Consider the following 24707-nt stretch of genomic DNA (forward strand, 5'->3'; position numbering starts at 1 on the left):
AACGCTTACTAACGCTTATAAGGATTCTTCTGTGCAGACCCATGAGATCCGCGACCGGTTCACCTCGCATTTCGTCGACGCTGGCCACGTGCCTGTGCCCAGCGCTTCTTTGATCCTCGACGACCCGACCCTGCTGTTCGTCAACGCAGGCATGGTGCCGTTCAAGCCGTACTTCCTGGGCCAGCAGAACCCGCCGTTTGAAACCGGCAAGGCCACCTCGATCCAGAAGTGCGTGCGCACCCTCGATATTGAGGAAGTGGGTATTACCACCCGCCACAACACCTTCTTCCAGATGGCTGGCAATTTCTCGTTCGGCCAGTACTTCAAGGAAGGTGCGATCACGCTCGCTTGGGATCTGCTGACTAAGTCGCAGGATGACGGCGGTTTCGGCCTTGATCCAGAGCGCCTCTGGGTCACCGTTTTTAACGATGACGATGAGGCTGCCGATATTTGGCGTGACAAGGTTGGTGTCCCGGCTGAGCGCATTCAGCGCATGGGTATGGAGGACAATTTCTGGTCCATGGGCGTTCCTGGCCCGTGCGGTCCGTGCTCCGAGATCTACTACGACCGCGGCCCGGAATACGGTGCTGACGGTGGTCCGATTGCGGACGATAACCGCTACATGGAGATCTGGAACCTGGTCTTCATGGAGTCCATCCGCGGTGCGGGAGACAAGAAGGGCAATTTCGAGATCGAAGGCGAACTGCCCAAGAAAAATATCGATACCGGCCTGGGCATCGAGCGTCTCGCATGCCTGCTCCAGGGAGTCGACAATGTCTACGAGACGGACCTGCTGGCTCCCGTCATCAAGGCAGCCGAGGAACTCACCGGCACGAAGTACGGTGCGGGCAACCAGACTGATGACGTGCGCTTCCGTGTTATCGCTGACCACTCGCGCACCGCAATGATGATCATTCTCGACGGTGTTACCCCGTCGAATGAGGGCCGCGGCTACATTCTGCGTCGTTTGATGCGTCGTATTGTTCGCTCTGCTCGTCTGCTGGGTGCTACCGGCAACACGCTGGAGACGTTCATGAACACGATCATGGACACCATGACTCCGTCGTTCCCGGAGATCGCCGACAACCGTGAGCGCATCCTGCGCGTTTCCCTCGCGGAGGAAAAGGCCTTCCTGAAGACATTGGAATCCGGCACTTCGCGTTTCGACGAGACCGCAACGGCACTGAAGTCCGCTGGCCAGAAGACCGTTCCGGGTGAGAAGGCCTTTGAGCTGCACGACACCTACGGTTTCCCGATCGATCTGACGCTTGAGATGGCCGCTGAGGCTGGTCTGGATGTGGACATGGATGCATTCCATGCCGCAATGGACGAGCAGAAGCAGCGCGCTAAGGCTGATAACAAGGCGAAGAAGCACGGCAACACCGACGAGTCGCTGTACCGCGAGTGGATCGATGGCCACCCGACTGAATTTGTTGGCTTCACTGAGCTTGAGCACGAAAGCAAAGTGCTCGGTCTTGTCCGTGGTGGCGAGAAGGTCGGCGAAGCAGCGCAGGGTGATGAGATCGAGGTCATCCTCGATGTGACCCCGATGTACGCCGAGGGTGGCGGACAGCTCGCTGACCGCGGCCGCATCGTCGTTGGCGATACGGTCCTTGATGTCCACGATGTGCAGAAGGTGGGCAATAAGAAGCTGTGGGTGCACAAGGCAACTGTGGCCAGCGGTGGTCTCGATGTCGGCCAGATCGTGCGCACTGAGGTTGATCCGACGTGGCGCCACGGTGCCCGTCAGGCACACACCGCTACGCACCTGATCCACGCAGCTCTGCGCCAGGTGCTTGGCCCGACAGCTGTCCAGGCAGGCTCGATGAACAAGCCGGGTTACCTGCGCTTTGACTTCAACTACACCGAGCAGCTCACCCCGGAACAGCTGGAAGAGATCGCCACCATTGCTAACCAGGCGGTCGACGCTGACTTCGCGGTGAACACGCTTGAGACCTCACTTGATGAGGCCAAGGCAATGGGCGCGCTGGCCTTGTTCGGCGAGAACTACGGCGACCAGGTTCGCGTGGTGGAGATCGGTGGACCGTTCTCCATCGAGCTCTGCGGTGGTACCCACGTGGAGCACTCTTCGCAGATCGGCCCGGTGGCTGTGCTCGGCGAGTCCTCGGTTGGCTCCGGTGCACGCCGTATTGAGGCATACTCCGGTATGGACTCGTTCAAGTACTTCTCCAAGGAAGCGGCGATTGCAAGCATGCTCGCCGGCGAGATGAAGACTCCGACGGAGGATCTGCCGGAGCGCATCGCGCAGCTGTCCGAGCGTCTTCGCGCAGCGGAGAAGGAGATCGAGAACCTGCACAAGAAGGAGCTGGCCAACAAGACTGGCGAGCTGGTCAATAAGGCTGAAGAAGTGGGCAAGTTCCGCTTCCTCGCCGTCAAGCTTCCGGACGGAACGACTGGTGGCGACATCCGCACGATCGCTACGGACCTTCGTGGGCGCTTCGGCGATACGCCAGCAGTGATCGTTCTTGCCGCAGATGCTGATGGCAAGGTGCCTTTCGCAGTCAGCGCCACCAAGGCAGCTGTTAACGAAGGCGTCAAGGCTGGCGAATTCGTTGGTGCATTTGGCCAGTATGTTGGCGGCAAGGGCGGTGGCAAGCCGGATCTTGCTCAGGGCTCCGGTTCGGATGCTGCAGGAATCGAAGCAGGTTTCGCGGGTCTTCGCGACCGACTTTCTCAGATTTAAGCTAGGGTTCAGTAAGGTCACGAATTGGTTACGTGACACGCCCTGCCTGTGATTCACGGTTGTGCCTTAGCGCACTACCGTGGAATCGACGGTGTCAGCCGTTCATCAGGTTTACAGCAAAAGATCAGAAAGCCTCGCACGATGAAGATTCATCCGGACACCCCAGGGGTCGACGACCCGGGGAATGGCCGCCGCATCGGTCTCGATGTGGGCACCGTCCGGATCGGTGTGTCATCGTCGGACCGTGATGCACGGCTTGCCACTCCGGTGGAAACTGTGAAACGCGTGACCGGGTTCAAAGACCGCGATGGCGCAGATATTGAGCGTCTGCTGGAAATCATTGATGAATACGATGCTGTCGAAGTCGTCGTGGGACTCCCGCGCGATTTGCAGGGCAATGGATCTTCCAGTGTGAAGCACGCGAAGGAGATCGGTTTCCGGATTTCACGCCGTAGTGATGTTCCGGTTCGATACGCCGATGAGCGTCTCACCACAGTGGAAGCCACGCATGCACTGCGTGCTTCGGGTGTGAGTGAGCGTGCTGGACGTTCCGTTATCGACCAGGCCGCTGCCGTGGCCATCCTTCAGTCTTGGCTGGACGGACGAAACAACTACCGCGACAAGGAAGCGTTGGGGCAGGCAACCGATGCTGCGATGTCGCCAGAACCCAAGGAGATTTAAAGCGTGAGTTCTGCAACCACGTCGCGCGGGCGTACCCGTGGCGTCGCCGTGTTGGTGGCATCGATCCTGTTGATCATCGGTGCTGTCGTCTACATCGCTTTTGCGCGAGCTAATTCCACGGGCAGCGACTTCAACGGCACCGGCAACGGTGTTGAGCAGGTAGTGGAGATCCCCGAGGGGTCCACTCTTTCTGCGATGGGTCCTGCCTTGGTGGATAAGGGCATTGTTCGTTCAGACAAGGCATTTCAGAATGCCACGATGGCGAACCCGGATGCAGACAATATCCAGCCAGGCTTCTACCGCCTGCAAGAGAAGATGAGCGCTGAGTCCGCGGTGGCTGCACTTCTCGATCCGGCAAATCAGATCGATATGCTCAAGATTCCTGGTGGCTCGACGTTGATGGACGTCAGGGTCGTGGGTGGAGACACTCGACTGGGCATTTACTCGAATATCTCGAAGGTCTCCTGTGGCGACGAAGGTGAGAGGGAGGACTGCGTGAAGGTCAAGGATCTTCACGATGTTGCAGCGAATGCTGATCCCGCAAGCCTCGGTGTTCCGGATTGGGCAATTGAGCCAGTGAATGCGCACAAGGGTGACCCAAAGCGTCTTGAGGGCTTGATTGCACCGGGTGAATATATCGTGGATCCGAGTGCGGATGCACAGACGATTCTGACGAATCTGATCACCCGCACCACTGAGAAGTACAACAGCACCGACATCGTCGGCCGTGCCAAGGCAGTGGGCTTGAGCCCGTATGATCTGCTCAGCGCTGCCTCCCTGGTTGAGCGTGAGGCACCGGAAGGTGAATTCGACAAGGTCGCTCGCGTGATCTTGAACCGTCTGAAGGAGCCAATGCGACTGGAGTTCGACTCCACGGTGAACTACGGCCTTGAGTCGGTTGAGCTCGCCACCGGTGACAGTGACCGTAAGAAGGTCACCCCGTGGAATACCTACGCCAAGGATGGTCTCCCGGAAACCCCGATTGCTTCGCCGTCGGAGGAAGCTATCCAGGCGATGGAACATCCGGCAGAAGGCGAGTGGCTGTTCTTCGTCACCATCGATGATGAGGGCACAACGCTGTTCAGCAATAACTTCGATGAGCACCAGGGAAATGTCCAACGTGCTTATGATTCGGGCATCTTGGATTCCCGTAGGTAAGCAACTCCCTTGTGGGCCCCTCATGTGAGGGGCCCATTAAACTGTCGTTCATGAGTCACGCGATCACCAGCGGTAAAGCCGCGGTTCTGGGAAGTCCCGTCGAGCATTCACTGTCGCCTGTCCTTCACAAAGCTGGATACGAGGCAGCAGGGCTTGAGGGCTGGTCCTATGAGCGGATCGAGTGCGATGCTGAGGCCCTGCCCGGAATCGTTGGTGGGGCAGCCGAAGACTTCCGTGGGTTCTCTGTGACGATGCCGGGCAAATTCGCGGCGCTGCAATTCGCTGACACGGTCACGGAGCGTGCTCAGGCGATCGGTTCGGCCAACACTCTCGTCCGTGAAGGCGATTCCTGGCGTGCTGATAACACGGACTGTGAGGGGATCGCGGGGGCGCTGGATGAGCTCGTCGGCAAGCAAACTGCGATCGGCCATGCATTGGTGATCGGCGGTGGCGGTACCGCGCGACCTGCACTGTGGTCGCTCGCGGCCCGTGGCGTGGAGAAAGTGACGGTGCTGAATCGTTCGGACCGCTCCGCTGAATTATTGCCGCTGTTGGGGGACGTGGATGCGGAATTCGTCGATTTTGAGCGGGACTTGGAAGCGCTGTCGATGAGCGTGGATCTGATCATTTCTACAGTTCCTTCCGCCGCACTCGCTGGCCGAGAAAAGGAGCTAGGGCATGCGCCGTTGCTGGACGTGATTTATAACCCGTGGCCGACACCGCTGGCCACGGAAGTCGCGTCGAATGGGTACCTGACGGTCGGTGGCCTGGTCATGTTGGCGTGCCAGTCCTATTCGCAGTTTGAACAATTCACTGGCGTGGAAGCTCCGCGTGAGGCGATGCGTGAAGCACTGTTCCGTCATACAGGTTGGGTCGCGCCGACTGGTGTGACGCGGAAGAACAGGTAATTAGTCCTGCCTTTTTCGCCGCGAGTTCATGCGCACTTCAGTGTGCACCAGCCCCTCGCACAGATGATGCTCCTGTCTTAATGTGACGGGCATGGGGGATGTAACTGGGGGATTAGCGGTGCTGCTTGCTGCCCTTTTCAGCTGCGTGGCGGCGATCTGGACGATTATCCTGGTTGTGGTGGACATGCGTGAGCGACGTCTGCCTAATGCGTGGACGGTACCCGCGGTCGTATTGGCGTTGATCGTGTGTCTGGTTGAGCCGGCTGGTTGGTGGGGCTGGCTGTGGCCGGCGGTGTATCTGTTTTCGGGTCGGGGGATTGGTGGAGGTGATGTGAAACTCGCGGTCCCTTTGGGGGTGGTGCTGGCCATCGTTGGGGGTCTTGGTGCTGTGCTGGTAGGAATGCTTGTGGCCAGCGGTTTTTCGGTAATTTACATGTTGGTGCGAAGGCGCAGAAGTGCTGCTCATGGGCCGTCGATGTTGGCGGCCACGTGGTTGGTGGGGTTAGCTAGCACTTTCCTGGCGGGGGTGTGAGACAATGCCTGCATGCTTCGTTGGACTACCGCAGGTGAATCCCACGGTCAGGCACTCGTTGCGCTGATCGAGAACATGCCGGCTGGTGTAACTGTCTCTAAGGAAGAGATTGGACATCAGCTTGCCCGTCGTCGCCTTGGCTATGGCCGTGGCGCACGTATGAAATTTGAGCAGGATGAGTTGACCCTGCTGACAGGCGTGGTGCATGGCAAGACGATCGGTAGTCCGATCGCGATCATGATCGGTAATACCGAGTGGCCGAAGTGGACGACGATCATGTCGGCTGAGGCTCTGGACTATGACGATCCGGAGGTCGAAAAGGCGATGAACTCTGGGCGTGGCGCAGCGTTAACGCGTCCGCGTCCTGGTCATGCGGATTTCTCCGGCATGATCAAGTACGGCTTTGATGCGGCACGTCCGGTTTTGGAGCGGTCGTCGGCACGTGAAACTGCGTCCCGTGTTGCTGCCGCAACGGTGGCGCGCTCTTTCCTGCGTGAGGTCCTCGGTGTTGAGGTTTATTCACATGTCATCTCCATCGGTGCGTCTGAGCCCTATGACGGGCCGTCGCCGCAGTTCAGCGATATTGATGCGATTGATGAATCCCCGGTGCGTGCATTCGGCAAGGATGCCGAGGAGTCAATGATTTCGGAGATCGAGTCGGCGAAGAAGCAGGGCGATACTCTCGGCGGAATCGTCGAGGTGATCGTGGACGGTTTGCCGATCGGTCTCGGTTCGCATGTGTCTGGCGAGTCCCGTTTGGATGCGCAGCTGGCTGCAGCGTTGATGAGCATCCAGGCGATCAAGGGCGTTGAGGTTGGCGATGGCTTTGAGGAAGCACGTCGTCGCGGGTCGGAGGCGCATGATGAGATCTTGCGCGATGAAAATGGCGTGCACCGTGCCACCAACCGTGCTGGTGGTCTTGAAGGCGGCATGACCAATGGTGAGCAGCTGCGTGTCCGCGCTGCAATGAAGCCGATCTCTACTGTCCCGCGTGCGCTGCAAACCCTCGATATGGCTACCGGCGAGAAGGCGACGGCGATTCACCAGCGTTCTGATGTGTGTGCCGTGCCTGCCGCTGGCGTTGTGGCTGAGGCCATGGTCGCGCTCGTGCTTGCTCGGGCGACTCTGGAGAAATTCGGCGGGGACAGCATCGAGGAAACGAAGCGCAACGTTGAGGCGTATAAGCAGTATGTGTCTGAACGTCTCGCGTTTGGAGGAAGCGCTAATGACTAATCCTGTGGCGGAGCCGCCGAAGCCGGCACCTTTCCCGGCAACTTCAGGAACTCCCGGCCCGCATTCCCAGGCCCACGGCAAGGTTCTTCCGGGGACTGAACCTGTTGGATCCCATGGTGATTCTGCTGCTTTTGGTGAGCCACAGAAACCCGTCGTGCATGGATCGCCGCGCGTGGTGCTCGTCGGCCCACCGGGGGCGGGCAAGTCCACAATTGGCCGCCGTCTGGCCCGCGCGATGAATCTGCCGTTGGTCGATTCGGATGACTTGATTGCGAAAGGTGAGGGCAAGCCCACCGGCGAGGTCTATTCGGACTTGGGCGAGGAGCGCTTCCGTGAGGTCGAGGCCGGTTATGTTGCGCGCTCGCTTGCTTCCGGCGGCGTTGTCAGCCTGGGCGGTGGGGCAGTAGTGACTGAATCCACCCGCAAGCTGCTTCAAGCCCACAATGTGGTGTGGATCGACGTGTCGGTTGAGGAGGGCGTGCGCCGTACCTCCGGCAATGACTCGCGCCCGGTACTCCAGGCAGATGACCCGGAGGCGCACTATCGCGCACTACTGGAATCCCGCGAACCGTATTACCGCGAGGTAGCCATGCACCGCGTGCGCACTGATTCGCGTCCGCCGCAGCGTCTCGTTGCTGAGATCCTCTCGCTGATCGACCCGCAATAAGACAGCCCAGTACCAACGGCACCAACGGCACCGACGGCACTGCCCGTCACGAAACAGCAACACCCATCACCAAAAAACACATACCCACCCACACAATCCAAGGAGATTCACACCATGGCCGAGATTCAGGTAGCAGGTCCATCCCCCTACACCGTTCGTATCGGCCATGGTCTCGATGATCAGGTGGCACAGTGCATTAAGGATTCGGGTGCGCGCAATGTGCTTGTTGTGCATCAGGAACCGCTGACCAACGCAGCACAAAGCTTGCAGTCTGGCCTCACCGATAGTGGCATCGAGGTCGTTCTGGCCCCGATCCCGGATGCGGAAGACGGAAAGTCTCTAAATGTTGCGGGCCAGCTGTGGGACACGCTGGGCACGCACAATTTTTCCCGCCAGGACATCGTGGTGGGCCTTGGTGGCGGTGCGACAACTGACCTGGCGGGCTTCGTCGCGGCTACCTGGATGCGTGGCATCAAGGTCATCCAGGTCCCTACGACGCTGCTCGCCATGGTGGATGCAGCAGTCGGTGGCAAGACCGGTATCAATACGGCAGCGGGCAAGAACCATGTCGGTTCCTTCCACGAACCACACGCAGTCTTCATCGACCTTGATCGCCTGGACACACTCCCGAGCGAGGAATTCATTTCCGGTTCTGCCGAGATCATCAAGACCGGTTTCATTGCCGACCCGATCATTCTGGACATTTACCGCGAGGGCGGCAGCGTTCCCACGGACAAGATCGGGGAGCTCATCGAGCGTTCTGTCGCGGTCAAGGGTTCGGTTGTAGCGCAGGACCTCAAGGAATCGTCGCTGCGCGAGATCCTCAACTACGGGCACACGCTTGGCCACGCGATTGAGAAGCGCGAGGATTACCGTTGGCGTCACGGCAATGCCGTCGCGGTGGGCATGATGTTCGTGGCTATACTCGCGCGCAATCGCGGGCTGATCAGCGATGCTGTGGTTGAGCTCCACCGTGAGATCCTCGAAGCAGTCGGTTTGCCAACCACGTACGAGGCAGGCGCATTCGACGCGCTGTATGAGGGCATGACGCACGACAAGAAGAACCGCGATGGTCGGATCCGTTTCGTAGTGCTGGATGGCATTGGCAGCACGACGCGAATTGAAGATGCGGACATCGAGGAGCTGCGCACCGCGTACACTGAGCTTTCATCATGATGTGATGGCCCACATCCGGGCGAAAGCATGGTGGGCATGAGCGGCGAGGAGGCTTGATGTGAAGATTCTGGTGCTCAATGGACCGAACCTGAACAGGTTAGGGAAGCGACAGCCTGAGGTATACGGCACGACGACGTTGGCCGATATCGAAGATGGCCTGCGCAAGCGCGCCGAGGAAGCTGGCGTGGACATCGCGTTCGTGCAGTCCAACCACGAGGGCGAGCTTATCGACGCAGTGCATGAGGCCGCCGATCATTCCTGGCCGGTGATCATCAACCCCGGTGGGTTCACGCACACCTCGGTGGCCCTGCGCGATGCGCTCGTTGAATTGCAGGACGGTCCAGGATTCATCGAAGTGCATATTTCGAATGTGCACGCCCGCGAGCCGTTCCGTCACCATTCGTACCTGTCACCGATCGCCACGGGTGTTATCGCTGGTCTTGGTACTGCTGGCTACGACATGGCATTGGATTTCTTCTTGAGGAGGGTTTAAGAGTGAGTTTCGTTGATTCTCGTTTTCTCACCCGTCGCCGCAAGTTGTCCGCGAATCTCGCGGCGAAGCGGATCGACTCTTTCTTGGTCACTGATCCGACGAATGTGCGGTATTTTTCCGGCTTCAGTGGATCGAATGGCGCACTGCTGATCAATAAGGATCTCTCTGCCGTGATCGCGACGGATGGGCGCTACACCACGCAGATTGCCGAGGAAGTGCCAGATATTCAGGCGATCATTGAGCGCGATGCTGGCAAGGCAGTGCTTGCAACGGTGCCGGAAGGCTGGCGCGTGGGCTTCGACCCGGCACAGGTCAGCGTCGCGGAGCTGGAACAGCTGGATAAGGCCACACCAGATTCGGTGAAACTCGTCCCCGTCGCCGGCGTGGTCCAGCAGATCCGTCTGATCAAGGATTTTTACGAACTGCGCCGCCTCGAGGAAGTCGCCGAGATTGCCGTTGATGCGCTTGCACAGCTTATCGACGCTGGCGAGCTCCGCGCCGGTCGCACTGAGAAGCAGGTCGCTGCTGATCTGGAATACCGGATGCGCTTGCTGGGCTCAGAGCGTGTCAGCTTTGACACGATCGTGGCCTCTGGGTCGAATTCGGCGTTGCCACACTATGCAGCTGGCGACCGGGAGCTCACCGATGGTGACTTGGTCACCATCGATTTCGGTGCCCACCGCCTTGGTTTCAATTCCGATATGACGCGCACGTTCTGCATTGGTGAGCCGACTGATTTCAACCGTGAGATCTACGAGATCGTGTTGGAAGCGCAGAAGGCCGGTGTCACAGCAGCCACCGCAGGCCGCGCACTGTCGGATGTGGACAAGGTCTGCCGCGACATCATTACTGATGCTGGCTACGGCGAATACTTCGTTCACTCTACGGGCCACGGCATTGGTTTGGATGTGCATGAGGGCCCGGCGGCGTCGAAAAGCGGTAAAGGCGTGCTTGAAGAGAACATGACGCTGACTATTGAGCCGGGCATCTATGTTCCGGGCAAGGGCGGCGTACGCATCGAGGACACCTTGATCATCACATCGGGCGCCCCGAAGGTGATCACCCCAGCACCGAAGGAACTCACTGTTCTCTAAAAGGACAGACAGTTCCCTGAAGAACCGACAGTTCTCTAACCTCGACTCTGGCTATCGCCACATGGCCTGTAAAAGGCAGTGGTGTAGCATAGCCATGTTTGAATAATCCACTGAGACGAACTAGACGAAATAAGGGAGATATTCGTGGCAACGACCGCTGACTTCAAGAACGGCCTTGTCCTCAAGGTTGACGGCAAGCTGCAGCAGATCATCGAATTCCAGCACGTCAAGCCGGGCAAGGGCCCCGCGTTCGTGCGCACGAAGCTCAAGGACGTCGTCTCCGGCAAGACCGTCGACAAGACCTGGAATGCTGGCGTGAAGGTTGAGACCGCGACAGTGGACCGTCGCGACATGACCTACCTGTACAACGACGGCACCAACTACGTCGTCATGGACGACAAGACCTTCGAGCAGTACGAGCTGGGCGAGGAGAAATTCGGCGATGCCGCACGATTCCTGCTGGAGAACATGCGCGTCCAGGTGTCCTTCCACGAGGGCGAGGCACTGTTCGCGGAGCTGCCGATTTCCGTTGACCTGAAGGTCGAGCACACCGATCCGGGCCTGCAGGGCGACCGCTCCACCGGTGGTACCAAGCCGGCGAAGCTGGAGACCGGCGCTGAGATCCAGGTGCCGCTGTTCATTGAGACTGGCAATGTTCTTAAGGTGGACACCCGTACCGGTGAGTACCTCTCCCGCGTGAACAACTAATAAGGGCCGCAAGCCCTGGACGCTGATCCAAGCAGCGTCCACTCCAGGTGGACTCGGCCCCGAGTCCACCTCATTTTTCCCTGTACACCTTTTTCCTGATCGAGAACATGCCTGATTACAAACGTCATGGTGCGCGCTACCGTGCACGCCGCCGCGCAGTAGACATTCTCTTCGAAGCAGAGACCCGCGATATTGACCCGGTCGCGATTGTTGAGGAACGCGCCGAGTTGGCCAAGAACCCTGCCAACGCTGTCGCCCCGATCGCCGACTACACCCGTGTGATCATCGCTGGTGCGGCAGAAAGCCTCGATGAGATCGATGATTCGATCGAGCGCTTCCTGTCGGAAAATTGGGAGCTCCACCGCATCCCGGCAGTGGACCGCGCGATCCTGCGCGTGGCTACGTGGGAGATCCTGTACAACGACGAGGTTGCGGCCCCGATCTCTATTTCCAATGCGATGGAGATGTCCACCGAGTATGCCGGTGACAGCGCCTCCCCATATATCCACGCTGTTCTCGACGACATCATTCAGGCGAATTCTGCCGAAGCCCCGGACATTGTCACCGGGCACGACTTCGACGGCGACGACCGCGCAGACGCTCACAACTTCGACGACACCTTCAGCACCGACGACACGGAGAAGGAGCAGTAGAACCACCGCCATGGCGAAGGTATCCATCAAGGAAGCAGAACAACTACGAGTTGGCGAAGATTTCGCTATCGCTGACGTTGATCCAAAGTCCACACCCGGTGTGGGCAAGGACAATGTCGACGACGCTTTTGAAAAGTACGACGACGAGATTGCTGACTTGCAGGAGTGCCTGTACGCCAATGCTCGCGCTGAAGTCGAAGGCACTGGTTCGATCCTGCTCGTGCTCCAAGGAATGGATACCGCCGGCAAGGGCGGAATCATCCGCAATGTTGTGGGTGATGTGCTCGACCCGCAGGGCGTGCAGATCAAGGCATTCGGCAAGCCGACCGAGGAAGAGCAGAAGCATGACTTCCTCTGGCGCATCAAGCCGCACCTGCCGGAGCCGGGCATGGTGAGCGTGTTCGATCGCTCCCACTACGAAGATGTGCTCGTGCAGCGTGTGCGTGAGATGGCTCCGCCTGAGGAGATCGAGCGCCGCTACGGCGCCATCGTCGATTTCGAAGCCGAAGCCGCTGCGAACGGCACGAAGATCATCAAGGTCATGCCGCACATCTCCAAGGAATTCCAGGCTGAGAACCTGCGTAAGCGCATTGAGCGCGAAGACAAACACTGGAAGTACAACTCGGGCGATATTGATGACCGCAAGCTCTGGGATGAATTCCAGGAGGCCTACGAGATCGCTTTGAAGCGCACTTCCACTGATGTCGCTCCCTGGTACTGCATCCCATCTGATGACAAGGACTACTGCCGCACCGTGGTGAAGACCTTGCTGCTTAAGGCCCTCCGCGAGATGGACCTTGAATGGCCCGAAGCCGACTTCGACCCCGAGGCCGAGCTCAAGCGCCTCGAAGAGTCCTAAACAGAATCTTTTTTACGAGCGCAATCCTCATCAAGAGGACAGCGTTCTTCGTTTCCCCTGCATCTGAATCGGTAAAGCTGATTCCTAATGCAGGGGTTTTCACACTTACGGGGCACACTGGTGAAGTGTTAAAAATCGGAAAGTTTTTCAAGGCAGTGGTGATTACCGCAGCTGTCGGCGTAGCGGCTGCTGGTTGCTCGGCAACAGGTGGGGCGCCACGCAATGATGGCTCTTCAGGCACCGCCGGTGGGGTAGATACCCCGCGTTATGTGGTGGCCATGGTCACTCACGGTGCGCCGGGCGATACCTACTGGGATCTCGTCCGTAAGGGTGCGGAAGACGCAGCGAAGAAGGACAATATTGAGCTGCGCTACTCATCCGACCCGCAGGCACCGAACCAAGCCAACCTGGTCCGATCGGCCGTGGACTCGAAGGTCGATGGCATTGCAGTGACCATGCCGAATGCGGAGGCGATCGGTCCCGCGGCGCAGAATGCTGTGGATGCTGGCATTCCCACGGTCGGATTGAATGCCGGTATGGAGGAATACACCAAATACGGCATGACTGGCTTCTTCGGGCAGGACGAGACGATCGCGGGCACGACCGCCGGTGAGCGCCTGAAGGAAGAAGGCAAGTCCAAGGTGCTGTGTGTGATTCACGAGCAGGGCAATTCCTCCCAGGAAGCACGCTGTGATGGTGTGAAGCAAGGCCTTGATGGTGGCACTGTCGAGTTGCTCTATGTCAACGGCCAGGACCTGACATCGGTGCAGTCGACGATTTCGTCGAAGCTCAGCCAGGACCGTAGTTTCGACACCGTTTTCGCGCTCCAGGCCCCGGTGGCCATGCGTGCGACTGAGTCGGTAAAGCAGTCTGGTTCGGAAGCACAGGTGGTCACATTTGATACCAACTCTGAGCTTGTTGATGCGATTGCGGATGGCCGCGTTGCATGGGCAGTGGACCAGCAGCCATACCTGCAGGGCTACCTGGCGGTTGATTCGCTGTGGGTGGCTAAGCGCAATGGCGGCACCTTTGGTGGTGGCCAACCGGTGTTTACCGGGCCGAGCTTTGTGGATTCCACCAATGTGGACGATGTCGCGGAGGCGGCGAAGGCAGGGCTGCGATGAGCACAGCCACACCACAGTCTGATAATTCAACGACAGCGCACGTCTCACCGCAGGACACTTCACCCGATGACCGGCTGCGCACCCACACTGGATTCGCCAAGCTGATCCGCCGCCCGGAGCTAGCCAGCTTGCTCGGCTTCCTGGTCATCTTGGCGCTGTTCCTGGCTGTCGCACCAGCATTCCGCTCGTTTGAGGCAATGGCGACGATCCTTTATGCCAGCTCCACGCTCGGCATTGTCGCGCTCGCCGTTGGCCTGCTCATGATCGGCGGCGAATTCGATCTGTCCTCAGGTGTTGCTGTGACCACAGCGGCATTGGCAGCGACGATGCTCAATTACAACCTGCACTTGAACTCGTGGGTCGGTGCGGGCATCGCGCTGGTCATCTCGCTATCTATCGGTGCGCTTAACGGCATTTTGGTCTCACGCACCGGTATTGACAGCTTCCTCATCACGCTCGCCGCATTCCTCATGTTGCAAGGCCTCAACTTGGCAGTGACCAAGCTGGTTACTGGTCAGGTGGCCACGCCGACGATCGCGGATATGGAGGGCTTCCCGTCCGCACGCGTGTTCTTCGCCGGGTCTTTCCACATCGGTGATGTGCGCATCAGCGTCACTGTTATTTGGTGGTTGCTGTTCGTGGCTATCGCCTCGTTCGTGCTGTTTCGCACCAAATTCGGTAACTGGATCACCGCTGTCGGTGGTGACAAGGAAGCAGCACGCGCTGTCGGCGTCCCTGTCAACCGTGTGAAGATCGCTCTGTTCATGACAGTCGGTTTCGCCGCCTGGTTCGTGGGCATGCACACCCTGTTCGCCTTCGACTCGATTCAGGCTGGCCAGGGCGTGGGCAATGAGTTCCTCTACATCATCGCCGCAGTCATCGGTGGCTGCGCAATGAAAGGCGGACGCGGCACCGCGATTGGCACGATGATCGGTGCGCTGATCTTCGGCATGACCAATCAGGGCATCGTCTACGCCGGTTGGAATCCGGATTGGTTCAAATTCTTCCTCGGCGCGATGCTTCTCTTTGCAGTGTTCACCAACACGTCTTTCGCCAACATCACGAAGGGGCGGTAGGTCATGGCGATCATTGAATTGCGCGACATCACCAAGTCATACGGCAGCTTCGATGCCCTCCGCGGCGTCAACCTGAATATCAATGCCGGCGAAGTCACCTGCGTGCTCGGCGATAACGGCGCGGGCAAGTCCACGCTGATCAAGATCCTTGCGGGTTTGCACGAGCCGACGGAGGGGGAGCTGCTTATCGACGATGAGTCGGTGACCTTCTCTTCACCCCGTGATGCGCTAGATGCAGGCATTGCGACGGTGTACCAGAACCTCGCCATTGTTGATGAGCTGAGCGTGTGGCGGAACTTCTTCCTGGGTCAGGAGCTGACCGGTGCATTCGGGATGCTCAAACAGGAGGAAATGAAGCGTATCTGCTCGGAGCAGCTGCTTGAGATGGGCATTGATATCCCCGATGTGAATGTTGAGGCCGGCAACCTGTCAGGTGGTCAACGCCAGGTGGTCGCCATTGCCCGCGCGGTGTACTTCGGTGCTCGTGTGGTCGTCCTGGATGAGCCCACTGCTGCACTCGGTGTGAAGCAATCCGGCGTGGTGCTGAAGTTCATCGCCGAAGCTCGTGACCGTGGTGTGGCCGTCGTGTTCGTCACCCACAACCCGCACCACGCCCACCTGGTCGGCGACCACTTCACAATTCTGAAGCTCGGCCGCCAAGAACTCGACGCCAGCCGCGACCAGGTCACCCTTGATGAGCTCACCCGTGAGATGTCCGGCGGCGCCGAGCTTGAAGCACTCAGCCACGAGCTGAATAGCTAGGAGCAGCTGGCAATCACCCGCCAGCTGCTATTCAGCACTCGTCATCTTCGAGTAATTCGCGAACAGCAATTCCTGCCGCTGACGTTCCGTAGTCAGTCGACGCGCTGCACCGAAAGCCTTATCCACTTCTCGGTCCAGCTCATTATGCGCCTTGATCAGCGCCGGATCCATCGCCAACGGGTTGTAGTGCTCCGCCAACGACCGTTCCGGATGCAACTCCCGCGCCGCCAACACCTTCTTCCCAGCATCAATGATCCGCTGTCGCGTCTTGTCATCGAGCTCGGGGACGGGGAGGGTGTTCCATGTCAACGTATTTGCGAAGTTCAGGTCCGACTTCAAACGGCCACCAACCGCACGCTGCCACGTGATGAACATCGAGGAGGAAATCAGTCCAAAAAGCAGCCCGTCTGGATCAGCAGCGGTGTAGACCTTGTCGCCGGCGATGACATCAGGGGAAAGATGCGCTGCTGTGTAGAAAAGACGTGTTTCTGACACAACACGCGGGATGCCTACGTAGGGGACGCTAGGTTGGTGATTCTCTTGGAACAAATACGGAGTTGCAGCCGAATTTTGGGTCGCCTTCTTTTTGCTAGCGAGACGCATGACTCGTACAGCTTCTATCCGAGTCTTCAAAATTTCTGATCTTCCAATGTCGGCTGGGTCGAAACTTTCTGCCATCCACAAGCACCATCGGTCGAGTCCCCGAATGAGTTCACGTCCCATGCGGAAAGGCCTTAGATACTTGGCTGCGACTGGATCAGCCGCAACTGCTTCATACTCTGCAGCTTCTACGATCAAGTTACCGCCATCGGTTGGTTTCGAACCGAAGCGAGCTGGTGGAATGTCTGCCAGTGGTTTTGTGCGTTTACGTACAAGAACGTTTGGACCGTCAATCAGGTAGGCATTAATACCGTGCTCGACTGGTTGCTCAACAGCCTCACCACGAATGTCGGGGTAGTCCCAAAGACGCTGCTTGACACCGCGATCGCGGGTGAAACCAACGATCACGCAGTGAACCGCGGCTTTGCCGGGAGCTTCGGAATCCCATTGGAATGTGCGGTGGGCGAACTTGATTCGCCAGCCTTCGCGCATGAGAGGGCCGAAGAGTGCGGGGACTGGCTGGCCTTGAGTGATGGAGTTCGTGGTTACGTAGGCGAACTCGCCTTGGCGTTCTTCTAGCAGTGTCTTTGTCTGGGCGTGCCATCCGGTGACGTAATCCAGGTAACCGTCGTAGTCTTTGCCCCAAACTCGTTTCATGTCCTCGGTCTGTTCGGCGGTCTTGGTGTATTGACCGATGAAAGGAGGGTTGCCGAAGACGTACGTCATACCGCTGGTCTTCGGGAGGATTTCACGCCAATCGACTTGGAGGGCGTTGGCGTGGATGATGTGGGCGGTGACGGTGATGGGGAGGCGTTCGGGGGCGAGGCCAACGCGGTCGGCGAGTTCGCGGTTGGCTTGGTGGTCGACGAGGAACATGGCGGTCTCCGCGATGCGGGCGGGCCACCAGTTCAACTCGATCCCGTGGAACTGGCTGATGGAAAGCTTCTGCTCCCACGAGATGTCCAAGGCCATGTCTGATTGGCCTTCGCGTTCACGGATAGCCATGATCACGTCGGTCTCAATCTTGCGGAGCTCACGGTACGCAACGATGAGGAAGTTGCCGGAACCACATGCGGGATCGCAGAACACCATGTCAGCCAGGCTGTCACGGAACTGACGTAGCTTTGCCACGGGCGTGGACTTTGCGCGGATGAGCCGGTCAGCCTCCTCACGCAGCTCGTCGAGGAAGAGAGGACCGATGGTCTTCAGAATGTTCTTCTCACTCGTGTAATGCTCACCATCGCCACGGCGAGCTTCCTTCGACTTCACCAGCTGGAACATCGAGCCGAAAATTGCCGGGCTGATCTGAGTCCACTGGAAGCGACATGCGTTGAGTAGCGCATCGCGCATATCCGGGGTGAAGAACTGCGTGGGCATCGTCTCCGCGAAGATTGCACCGTTGACGTACGGGAAGCGCGCCAATGAGTCGGGCACGCGGCGCCGGGAAGACTCTGGGGTATTGAGGACCTCAAACAATGCGGCGAGCTGGCTGCCGAGGTTCTCACTATTCGTGTGCTCCAGAACGAAGCGATAAAACAGGTCCTGCTCCCACAAGCCAGCATCATCGCCGAAGAGGAGGAACAATAGGCGAGTGAGGTACATCGACGTTTCTTGAATCGCCGCATCCTCATCTTCAGGATTCGTCGGGGCAGCATCGCCGACATTCTCATCGACCTCGTCGCCCACCATCGCGGTGAACAAATCAGCCATCAGCTGGGACGCCTTGATGGAAGCCTCTGCCTGCTCCTCAACCGTCGTGTCGTCCTCGTAGCCAGCGAGGAATTTCAGCTGGTCCACATAGTCAGTTACTTCGGCAAGCTGAAAAGTGACATCGAAACGCTTCTCGGGAGCGCCAAGTCGTACGAGCCGGAATGACTCGAAATCACTCGCAATGATGTACCTCGGCTGCTCAGCATCCTTGATCGTGCCGCCGAGTAGATAGTCCCGTGCCTGGTCAACCGCAACCTGAAGATCAACACCGGGCTTCTTCGCCTCACCGATGACTACACCGGGCCAGAACAGGTCGATATAACCGGACTGCCCGGTAGAAGCACGCAACGCGTCTTGCTCAAAAAGATCCATACGGGACGCGGCGATGCCAAAACATTCGAAAAGCTCAGCCCAAAAGGACTGAGCATATTTCTTCTCTAATGCGCCCTGGCCAACAGATTCCCAATCATCAAGGCGGTTACGCCAGCGGGTCTTGAACTGGTCCAGGTTTCGGCGCATCGTAGCGCGGTCAAGACGGAGGGCAGTCGCAGAAGTCACCCATCCACCATAGACCGAGAATCAGGTGTTCAGGCCTGACTCGGTCGAGCTACTGCTCGTTGTTTTACTCGGTGCGTTGTTCCTTGAGCTCTTCCTGCGCCTTGGTGATCTGCTCGACGAGGGCGACCATGGCGTTGTGGGCGCTGACAACGGAGTCGACGGAGGAGCTGAAGGCGGAGCGAAGCTGTTCGTCGGTCATGCCGGCGGCGACGGACTGTTCGGCTTCGGTGCGCACGACAATGTTCTCGTCGCGGTTGCCGATAATTGCGCGGGCGCCGATGAGGGTGGAATTGACCTCGTTGGCAGCGAGGTAATACGTCGCATCGGGGGAGTCGGCGGCAGTGTCAGTCACGGAATCCGCGCGGACAATGAACACGGAATCAAGCAGGACGACCATTAACTGAAGGTCCTCATGAGTGCCGTGGGCGGCGCGACCACTGACATCGGCAGTGATGGATACGCCGGCCTGGGTCGCGGCGTCGACAATGCGGTCAATCGTCACCTGACTGGTGGTGGAAGTCTGTTCACTCATTTAATTCTCCTCCCAAGTCACAGCAGTCGGGAACGTCTCAGCCAAGTAGCTGAATGCCTGCAGCGTCGAATGGATCGAGGTGATGATGAAGGCGCCGAGTTGATTCGTCGACAAGCCCTTGCTCACATCAAGCGTGCGGATACCAGTAATAGCCAGGGTGTTCTCTTCGCTCTGGAAGAAACGCAACGTCGGCGTGAAGTGCGACTGGTTGTACTCATTCGTCGAATACAGCAGGGAAGAGACATCCTCCGGGGCGAACTCGCCACGCCAGACAGATTCAAAGATGAGCTTGCCGTCTTCAAAAGTGAACACCATTGCGGCGTTGACGAATCCGGTGCGCACAACCGGTTCTTCCAGGCGGTACTCAAGGCCCTCGCCATCCAGGACGGTGGCGATATCCCCAAGTGTCACCTCGCGGACAATATCTGCTTCCGGATCCGTCGCGGGGACGGATTGATCATTAGGTGTGGTCATGCGCACCAGGCTACATACCGGTCGAATGAAGTGGTGCGTCCCCACGGTGACGTCGATAAGCGGTGCTCTGAAAACCTGCGATTGCATTCGTCCAAGCGTGACACGAAAAGTGATCTCTATTACTGATCGTCGCCGGGGGAGAAGTGCTAGGGTGGCAAGCGTCTATCAAGCATAGGCAGGCTCTTAAAGAAGCATCCTTTAAATTCCGCACAGAGAGGCGGGGAAGGAGGTTCGATGAGTGCTACTGAGTTGCTTGACGCTAGTGACGTCTCGCGCACCATTGCACGCATCGCGCACCAGATCATCGAGAAAACAGCTCTCGATTCTGACGGTGCTCCACCACTGATTATTTTGGGTATTCCGTCTGGCGGAGTGCCTTTGGCCCAACGCATCGCGGCCGCGATCGAGGAGTTTTCGGGGGTGAGCATTCCCGTTGGCAGTCTCGATGTGACGCTGTACCGCGATGACCTTCGCGGACGTCCGCACCGCGCACTAGCCCCGACGGATATCCCCGGCAATATCAACGGCGCGACAATCATCCTCGTCGATGATGTGTTGTTCTCCGGCCGCACCATCCGCGCGGCGCTTGATTCGCTGAGCGATATTGGTCGCCCGGAAGCAATCCAACTCGCAGTTCTCGTTGACCGCGGTCACCGCTCGCTTCCGATCCGCGCTGACTACGTGGGCAAAAATATTCCGACGTCGCTTACCGAGGACGTGCGTGTCACTCTGACACCGCTTGATGAAAGAGACGCTGTTCTCCTGGACAAAGAGGAGGACGCGAAATGAAGCACCTGATCAGCATCGCGGACTTGAGCCGCGAAGAAATCATCGGCCTGATGGATGAGGCCGACCGTTTCCGCGAGGCGCTCGACGGCAGGGAAATGAAGAAGCTGCCCACGTTGCGCGGACGGACGATCTTCACGCTGTTCTACGAAAATTCCACCCGCACGCGCTCCTCGTTCGAGACAGCGGGCAAGTGGATGAGCGCGGACGTGATCAATGTTTCGGCATCGAGCTCATCCGTGAAGAAGGGCGAGTCCCTCAAGGACACGGCAAATACGTTGCGCTCCGTGGGCGCGGACGCGATCATCATGCGTCACCCGTCGTCCGGCGCACCGAATTTGCTGCGCGAATGGGTCCCCGGCGCCGCCATCATCAACGCAGGTGATGGTTCGCACCAGCACCCAACGCAAGCGCTTCTCGACGCGGTGACGATGCGCCAACACATCGGCGACGTCGCCGGCAAGAAGGTGCTCATCGTCGGTGACATCCTGCACTCGCGTGTTGCGCGATCCAATGTGGACCTGCTGTCCACGCTCGGCGCTGAAGTCGTGCTCATTGCACCGCCAACGCTCATGCCCACTGGCGTGGAGTACTGGCCGTGCGAAATCGCCTACGACTTCGATGAAGCCCTGGCGGATGCGCGGAGTGAAAAGTCCGCGCCGATCGCGGCAGTGATGATGCTGCGCGTGCAAGCTGAACGTATGAATGGCGGGTTCTTCCCGTCCCACCGCGAGTACGCCACGCTGTACGGGCTTTCGCAGGATCGTGCGAACCTGCTTGGCGAAGACACCTTGATCATGCACCCAGGTCCGATGCTGCGTGGCATGGAGATCAACTTCGATGTCGCCGACCGTGAGAACACGGTGGTGCTCGACCAGGTCACCAACGGTGTGTACACCCGCATGGCTGTTTTGTTCACCCTGCTCGCTGGTAGCGATGACACGCTGGAAGGAAAGGAGTAGGGCAATGACGACTCTGGCACTGAATAATGTGCGGCCCTACGGCGAAGACGAAACGAATATCCTCATCGATGTGGAAGCAGGTGTCATCGAGTCGATCGGTGATTCGCCGTTTACAGATGCCACCGAGGTCGTGGACTGCGGTGGCAATGTTCTGCTCCCTGGCCTTGTGGACATGCACGTCCACTTGCGTGAGCCGGGGCGTGAGGACACTGAGACTATCGCGACCGGCTCTGATGCCGCGGCCGCTGGTGGCTTCACCGCGGTGTTCACCATGGCGAATACCCAGCCGGTGATCGACCAGCCTTTCCTCGCCGACGCGGTGTGGGAAAAGGGCCAGGCATATGGCAAGTGCGATGTGTACCCGGTCGGCTCCATCACCAAGGGGCTTGGCGGTGAAACGCTCACCGAGATCGGCCTGATGTCTCGCGGACATGTACGGATGTTCTCCGATGACGGCAAGTGCGTCAACGACCCGCAGCTTATGCGCCGCGCAATCGAATACGCGAAGGCCTACAACGTGGTGCTCGCCCAACACGCCGAAGACCACCGCATGACCGATGGATCAGTGGCCCACGAAGGCGAGAATGCTGCACGCTTGGGCCTGCGCGGTTGGCCACGTGTTGCGGAAGAATCCGTCGTGGCACGCGATCTGATCATGACCCGTGATTACGGCGGGCGCTACCACCTCTGCCACGCATCCACCGAGGGAACGGTCTCTCTGCTGCGCTGGGCAAAAGAACAAGGTATCGATGTTTCCGCCGAGGTGACGCCGCACCACCTGTTGCTTACCGATGAGAAACTGGAAACCTACGACGGAGTCTTCCGCGTCAACCCGCCACTGCGCGAAGACCGCGACACGATCGCACTGCGCGATGCGCTTCTCGACGGCACGATTGACGTCGTCGCCACCGACCATGCCCCACACGGTTCAGAAGACAAGTGCGTCGAATTTGAAAACGCTAAGCCGGGAATGATCGGACTGGAGACCTCGCTGCCGATCGTCGCGAAGATCTTCGTCGAGTCTGGCCTGGCTGACTGGCGTTTTGTAGCCAAGGTGATGAGCGAACGGCCGGCGGAGATTCTCCGCCTAGCAGATCAGGGCCGGCCGATCGCTGTCGGCGAGCCGGCGAATCTCACGCTCGTGGATACGCAAGCGCCCTGGACTGCACGGGGTGAAGAAATGGCTTCCAAGTCGAAGAACACCCCATATGAGGGATCCGAATTCAACACACGCGTCGCCGCCACCTGGCTGCGCGGCACACAAACATATTCCGCGAAGAAGGCGTAACCAATGACTGACACCACTCAGAAGAATCAGTACAACCAGCGCACACGCGCGACCCTCGTGCTCGACGGCGGCACCGAATTCCCCGGTTTCGTTTTCGGCGCCACCCCGACCGGTGAGATCGCCGGTGAACTGACATTCACCACCGATATGTTCGGCTACGAGCGTGAACTGTGCACCCCGGAACGTGCCGGACAGATCCTCGTCTTTGCCACTCCGCAACTGGGCAATGTCGGCTGGACCGGTGAAGGCGCAGGGGAGGGACGCACTGAGATCACCGCTTCCGCACTTGTGATCCGTGATCGTTCACGTATCGCCGCCAACCAGGAAGCACAGCACACGCTCGAAGAAGAACTGGTGAAGCAGAACATCACCGGCCTGTGGGGTGTAGATACCCGCAAGCTCGTCCGCGTCCTCGCAGACGCCGGCCGCAACGGCACGACCGTCAACGCCAAGATCATCGTCAACCAGCACGAAGCCTAGAAAAGACCAGGGAGAAAAATAATGAAACGAGCAGATCTCAATCACGTCCTGGTTATCGGTTCCGGTCCCATCGTGATCGGCCAGGCATGCGAATTCGACTACTCCGGCACCCAGGCCTGCCGCGTTCTTAAAGAAGAAGGCCTGCGAGTCACCCTTGTGAACTCGAACCCGGCAACGATCATGACAGACCCGGAGTTCGCCGACCACACCTACGTCGAGCCGATCGAGCCGGAATACATCGACCGCATTCTTGCCCGTGAGAAGGAGCAGGGCCACCCAGTCGACGCGATCCTGCCCACCCTCGGTGGACAGACCGCGCTGAACGCAGCGATCAAGCTGGACCGCCTGGGCATCCTGGACAAGCACGGCGTTGAGCTCATCGGTGCTGATATTGATGCGATCGAGCGCGGTGAGGACCGTCAGAAATTCAAGGACATCGTGGAAAAGATCGGCGGCGAATCCGCTCGTTCCCGCGTGTGCTTCACCATGGAAGAGGTCGAAGAGACCGTCGCCGAGCTAGGCTTCCCATGCGTTGTCCGCCCGTCGTTCACCATGGGTGGCCTTGGTTCCGGCCTGGCCTACAACATGGATGACCTGCACCGCATCGCCGGTGACGGCCTGACCGCCTCGCCAGAGGCCAATGTCCTGATCGAGGAATCCATCCTCGGCTGGAAGGAAATCGAGCTGGAGCTCATCCGCGACAAGGATGACAACTGCATCACCATCGCCACCATTGAGAACGTCGATGCGATGGGCGTGCACACCGGCGATTCCGTCACCGTCGCCCCGGTGCTCACCATGACTGAGCCTGAAGTGACCACGATGATCGAGCAGGGCAAGGCCATCATCCGCGAAGTGGGTGTGAAGACCGGTGGCTGCAATATCCAGTTCGCCATCAACCCCAAAGATGGTCGCATGATCACCATTGAGATGAACCCGCGTGTGTCGCGTTCTTCGGCTCTTGCCTCCAAGGCAACGGGCTACCCGATTGCGAAGGTAGCTACGCGTCTGGCCATTGGTTACACCCTCGATGAGATTGACAATGACATGACCGGTGGCGCTACCACCGTGCTTACGGAACCGTCTTTGGACTACGTCATTGTGAAGATGCCGCGCTTTGCATTCGAGAAATTCCCGGGCTCGGATGAGACCCTGGGCACCTCGATGAAGGCAGTGGGTGAGGCCATGGGCATTGGTCGCAACTACATCCAGGGCCTGAACAAGGTCATGCGTTCCATGGAGGACAAGCCGAACGGCTTCTGGACCAAGCCGGATGAGTACTTCGCAGGCGAGCGCGCGACGGACGTCTCCGCGGTGCTCGAGGATCTGAAGGTTCCCACTGACAAGCGCCTCTACGATGTTGAGCTTGCACTGCGCCTCGGTGCCACCGTAGAGCAGGTCTACGAAGCCTCCGGCATTGACCCGTGGTTCCTCGAGGAGCTCGTCGCTCTCATCGAATTCCGCAATGAGCTTGTTGACGCTCCGGTGC

The 24707-nt window shown here is 58.8% G+C and carries 24 protein-coding genes; 21 read left to right on the top strand and 3 right to left on the bottom strand.

Translation table 11 applies throughout. The annotated features are described in order from the left end of the window. Window positions 1–31: 31 nt before the first annotated feature. The 16 genes from alaS (at window position 32) to Q0X21_RS06270 (ending at window position 15828) form a co-directional block, all read left to right on the top strand. Window positions 32–2704: an alanine--tRNA ligase gene (gene alaS, locus Q0X21_RS06195; RefSeq protein ID WP_297850966.1), complete on the top strand. Its 2673-nt coding sequence runs from the start codon at window positions 32–34 to the stop codon at window positions 2702–2704. 141 nt (window positions 2705–2845) lie between these two features. Next, a complete protein-coding gene (ruvX, locus tag Q0X21_RS06200; protein WP_297850967.1) occupies window positions 2846–3385 on the top strand; it encodes a Holliday junction resolvase RuvX in 540 nt (179 codons plus the stop codon). A 3-nt stretch (window positions 3386–3388) separates the two neighbouring features. Further along, window positions 3389–4543: an endolytic transglycosylase MltG gene (gene mltG, locus Q0X21_RS06205; protein ID WP_297850968.1), complete on the top strand. Its 1155-nt coding sequence runs from the start codon at window positions 3389–3391 to the stop codon at window positions 4541–4543. A 50-nt stretch (window positions 4544–4593) separates the two neighbouring features. After that, window positions 4594–5451, top strand: a complete 858-nt coding sequence (locus Q0X21_RS06210; protein ID WP_297850969.1) for a shikimate dehydrogenase — start codon at window positions 4594–4596, stop codon at window positions 5449–5451. Window positions 5452–5542: 91 nt separating this feature from the next. Continuing rightward, on the top strand, window positions 5543–5983 hold the full coding sequence (locus Q0X21_RS06215) for an A24 family peptidase (protein ID WP_297850970.1): 441 nt from the start codon (window positions 5543–5545) through the stop codon (window positions 5981–5983). A gap of 12 nt (window positions 5984–5995) precedes the next feature. Next, on the top strand, window positions 5996–7216 hold the full coding sequence (aroC, locus tag Q0X21_RS06220; RefSeq protein WP_297850972.1) for a chorismate synthase: 1221 nt from the start codon (window positions 5996–5998) through the stop codon (window positions 7214–7216). Next, entirely contained in the window at window positions 7209–7883 is a 675-nt protein-coding gene (locus Q0X21_RS06225) for a shikimate kinase (RefSeq protein ID WP_297850973.1), read from the top strand. The genes aroC and Q0X21_RS06225 overlap by 8 nt, the downstream gene beginning before the upstream one ends. 114 nt (window positions 7884–7997) lie before the next feature. Beyond that, window positions 7998–9059: a 3-dehydroquinate synthase gene (aroB, locus tag Q0X21_RS06230; RefSeq protein ID WP_297850974.1), complete on the top strand. Its 1062-nt coding sequence runs from the start codon at window positions 7998–8000 to the stop codon at window positions 9057–9059. Window positions 9060–9117: 58 nt separating this feature from the next. Then, window positions 9118–9552 (top strand): type II 3-dehydroquinate dehydratase, encoded by a 435-nt coding sequence (gene aroQ / locus Q0X21_RS06235; RefSeq protein WP_297850975.1) that lies wholly within the window; start codon window positions 9118–9120, stop codon window positions 9550–9552. A 2-nt stretch (window positions 9553–9554) separates the two neighbouring features. Next, on the top strand, window positions 9555–10646 hold the full coding sequence (locus tag Q0X21_RS06240; RefSeq protein WP_297850976.1) for a Xaa-Pro peptidase family protein: 1092 nt from the start codon (window positions 9555–9557) through the stop codon (window positions 10644–10646). Between the two features lie 144 nt (window positions 10647–10790). After that, complete coding sequence (gene efp / locus Q0X21_RS06245) at window positions 10791–11354, top strand: elongation factor P (RefSeq protein ID WP_297850977.1); 564 nt, start codon at window positions 10791–10793, stop codon at window positions 11352–11354. Between the two features lie 107 nt (window positions 11355–11461). After that, entirely contained in the window at window positions 11462–12007 is a 546-nt protein-coding gene (nusB, locus tag Q0X21_RS06250) for a transcription antitermination factor NusB (protein ID WP_297850978.1), read from the top strand. 10 nt (window positions 12008–12017) lie between these two features. Next, the gene (locus Q0X21_RS06255) at window positions 12018–12866 is read left to right on the top strand and encodes a PPK2 family polyphosphate kinase (protein ID WP_297850979.1); all 849 of its coding nucleotides are present in this window, start codon (window positions 12018–12020) and stop codon (window positions 12864–12866) included. A 134-nt stretch (window positions 12867–13000) separates the two neighbouring features. Continuing rightward, the gene (locus Q0X21_RS06260; protein ID WP_297850989.1) at window positions 13001–13990 is read left to right on the top strand and encodes a substrate-binding domain-containing protein; all 990 of its coding nucleotides are present in this window, start codon (window positions 13001–13003) and stop codon (window positions 13988–13990) included. Next, window positions 13987–15066 (top strand): ABC transporter permease, encoded by a 1080-nt coding sequence (locus tag Q0X21_RS06265; RefSeq protein ID WP_297850980.1) that lies wholly within the window; start codon window positions 13987–13989, stop codon window positions 15064–15066. Before Q0X21_RS06260 ends, Q0X21_RS06265 begins: the two co-directional genes overlap by 4 nt. 3 nt (window positions 15067–15069) lie before the next feature. Further along, window positions 15070–15828 carry an ATP-binding cassette domain-containing protein gene (locus tag Q0X21_RS06270; protein WP_297850981.1) on the top strand — a complete coding sequence of 253 codons (759 nt, stop codon included), beginning with the start codon at window positions 15070–15072 and terminating at the stop codon, window positions 15826–15828. 27 nt (window positions 15829–15855) lie between these two features. Here Q0X21_RS06270 and Q0X21_RS06275 read toward each other — a convergent pair whose 3' ends face one another. The 3 genes from Q0X21_RS06275 to Q0X21_RS06285 all read right to left on the bottom strand — a co-directional run bounded on the left by Q0X21_RS06275 (window position 15856) and on the right by Q0X21_RS06285 (window position 19702). Continuing rightward, the gene (locus Q0X21_RS06275) at window positions 15856–18696 is read right to left on the bottom strand and encodes a DNA methyltransferase (RefSeq protein WP_367172752.1); all 2841 of its coding nucleotides are present in this window, start codon (window positions 18694–18696) and stop codon (window positions 15856–15858) included. A 64-nt stretch (window positions 18697–18760) separates the two neighbouring features. Then, window positions 18761–19228 carry a YbjN domain-containing protein gene (locus Q0X21_RS06280; RefSeq protein WP_297850982.1) on the bottom strand — a complete coding sequence of 156 codons (468 nt, stop codon included), beginning with the start codon at window positions 19226–19228 and terminating at the stop codon, window positions 18761–18763. After that, window positions 19229–19702, bottom strand: coding sequence for a YbjN domain-containing protein (locus tag Q0X21_RS06285; RefSeq protein WP_297850983.1), 474 nt, complete (start codon window positions 19700–19702; stop codon window positions 19229–19231). Window positions 19703–19936: 234 nt separating this feature from the next. Here Q0X21_RS06285 and pyrR point away from each other — a divergent pair, with 234 nt between their 5' ends. The 5 genes from pyrR to carB all read left to right on the top strand — a co-directional run. Next, a complete protein-coding gene (pyrR, locus tag Q0X21_RS06290) occupies window positions 19937–20491 on the top strand; it encodes a bifunctional pyr operon transcriptional regulator/uracil phosphoribosyltransferase PyrR (protein WP_297850984.1) in 555 nt (184 codons plus the stop codon). Then, window positions 20488–21450: an aspartate carbamoyltransferase catalytic subunit gene (locus tag Q0X21_RS06295; RefSeq protein WP_297850985.1), complete on the top strand. Its 963-nt coding sequence runs from the start codon at window positions 20488–20490 to the stop codon at window positions 21448–21450. The genes pyrR and Q0X21_RS06295 overlap by 4 nt, the downstream gene beginning before the upstream one ends. Before the next feature lie 4 nt (window positions 21451–21454). Then, a complete protein-coding gene (locus Q0X21_RS06300) occupies window positions 21455–22738 on the top strand; it encodes a dihydroorotase (RefSeq protein ID WP_297850986.1) in 1284 nt (427 codons plus the stop codon). A 3-nt stretch (window positions 22739–22741) separates the two neighbouring features. Beyond that, window positions 22742–23218 (top strand): carbamoyl-phosphate synthase domain-containing protein, encoded by a 477-nt coding sequence (locus Q0X21_RS06305; RefSeq protein ID WP_297850987.1) that lies wholly within the window; start codon window positions 22742–22744, stop codon window positions 23216–23218. Window positions 23219–23236: 18 nt separating this feature from the next. Next, window positions 23237–24707 (top strand): carbamoyl-phosphate synthase large subunit (carB, locus tag Q0X21_RS06310; RefSeq protein WP_297850992.1); only part of this gene is annotated, 1471 nt, incomplete at its 3' end.

Origin of the sequence: uncultured Corynebacterium sp., from assembly GCF_947253065.1 — a bacterium.
Lineage (GTDB): Bacteria > Actinomycetota > Actinomycetes > Mycobacteriales > Mycobacteriaceae > Corynebacterium.

Coding starts and splice junctions, on each gene's coding strand:
- Q0X21_RS06270 (WP_297850981.1), top strand. CDS start 15,070: ATGGCGATCATTGAATTGCGCGACATCACCAAGTCATACGGCAGCTTC.
- pyrR (WP_297850984.1), top strand. CDS start 19,937: ATGAGTGCTACTGAGTTGCTTGACGCTAGTGACGTCTCGCGCACCATT.
- Q0X21_RS06265 (WP_297850980.1), top strand. CDS start 13,987: ATGAGCACAGCCACACCACAGTCTGATAATTCAACGACAGCGCACGTC.
- nusB (WP_297850978.1), top strand. CDS start 11,462: ATGCCTGATTACAAACGTCATGGTGCGCGCTACCGTGCACGCCGCCGC.
- Q0X21_RS06295 (WP_297850985.1), top strand. CDS start 20,488: ATGAAGCACCTGATCAGCATCGCGGACTTGAGCCGCGAAGAAATCATC.
- Q0X21_RS06225 (WP_297850973.1), top strand. CDS start 7,209: ATGACTAATCCTGTGGCGGAGCCGCCGAAGCCGGCACCTTTCCCGGCA.
- aroB (WP_297850974.1), top strand. CDS start 7,998: ATGGCCGAGATTCAGGTAGCAGGTCCATCCCCCTACACCGTTCGTATC.
- Q0X21_RS06305 (WP_297850987.1), top strand. CDS start 22,742: ATGACTGACACCACTCAGAAGAATCAGTACAACCAGCGCACACGCGCG.
- ruvX (WP_297850967.1), top strand. CDS start 2,846: ATGAAGATTCATCCGGACACCCCAGGGGTCGACGACCCGGGGAATGGC.
- aroC (WP_297850972.1), top strand. CDS start 5,996: ATGCTTCGTTGGACTACCGCAGGTGAATCCCACGGTCAGGCACTCGTT.
- Q0X21_RS06215 (WP_297850970.1), top strand. CDS start 5,543: ATGGGGGATGTAACTGGGGGATTAGCGGTGCTGCTTGCTGCCCTTTTC.
- Q0X21_RS06300 (WP_297850986.1), top strand. CDS start 21,455: ATGACGACTCTGGCACTGAATAATGTGCGGCCCTACGGCGAAGACGAA.
- Q0X21_RS06255 (WP_297850979.1), top strand. CDS start 12,018: ATGGCGAAGGTATCCATCAAGGAAGCAGAACAACTACGAGTTGGCGAA.
- Q0X21_RS06280 (WP_297850982.1), bottom strand. CDS start 19,228: ATGAGTGAACAGACTTCCACCACCAGTCAGGTGACGATTGACCGCATT.
- Q0X21_RS06210 (WP_297850969.1), top strand. CDS start 4,594: ATGAGTCACGCGATCACCAGCGGTAAAGCCGCGGTTCTGGGAAGTCCC.
- Q0X21_RS06285 (WP_297850983.1), bottom strand. CDS start 19,702: ATGACCACACCTAATGATCAATCCGTCCCCGCGACGGATCCGGAAGCA.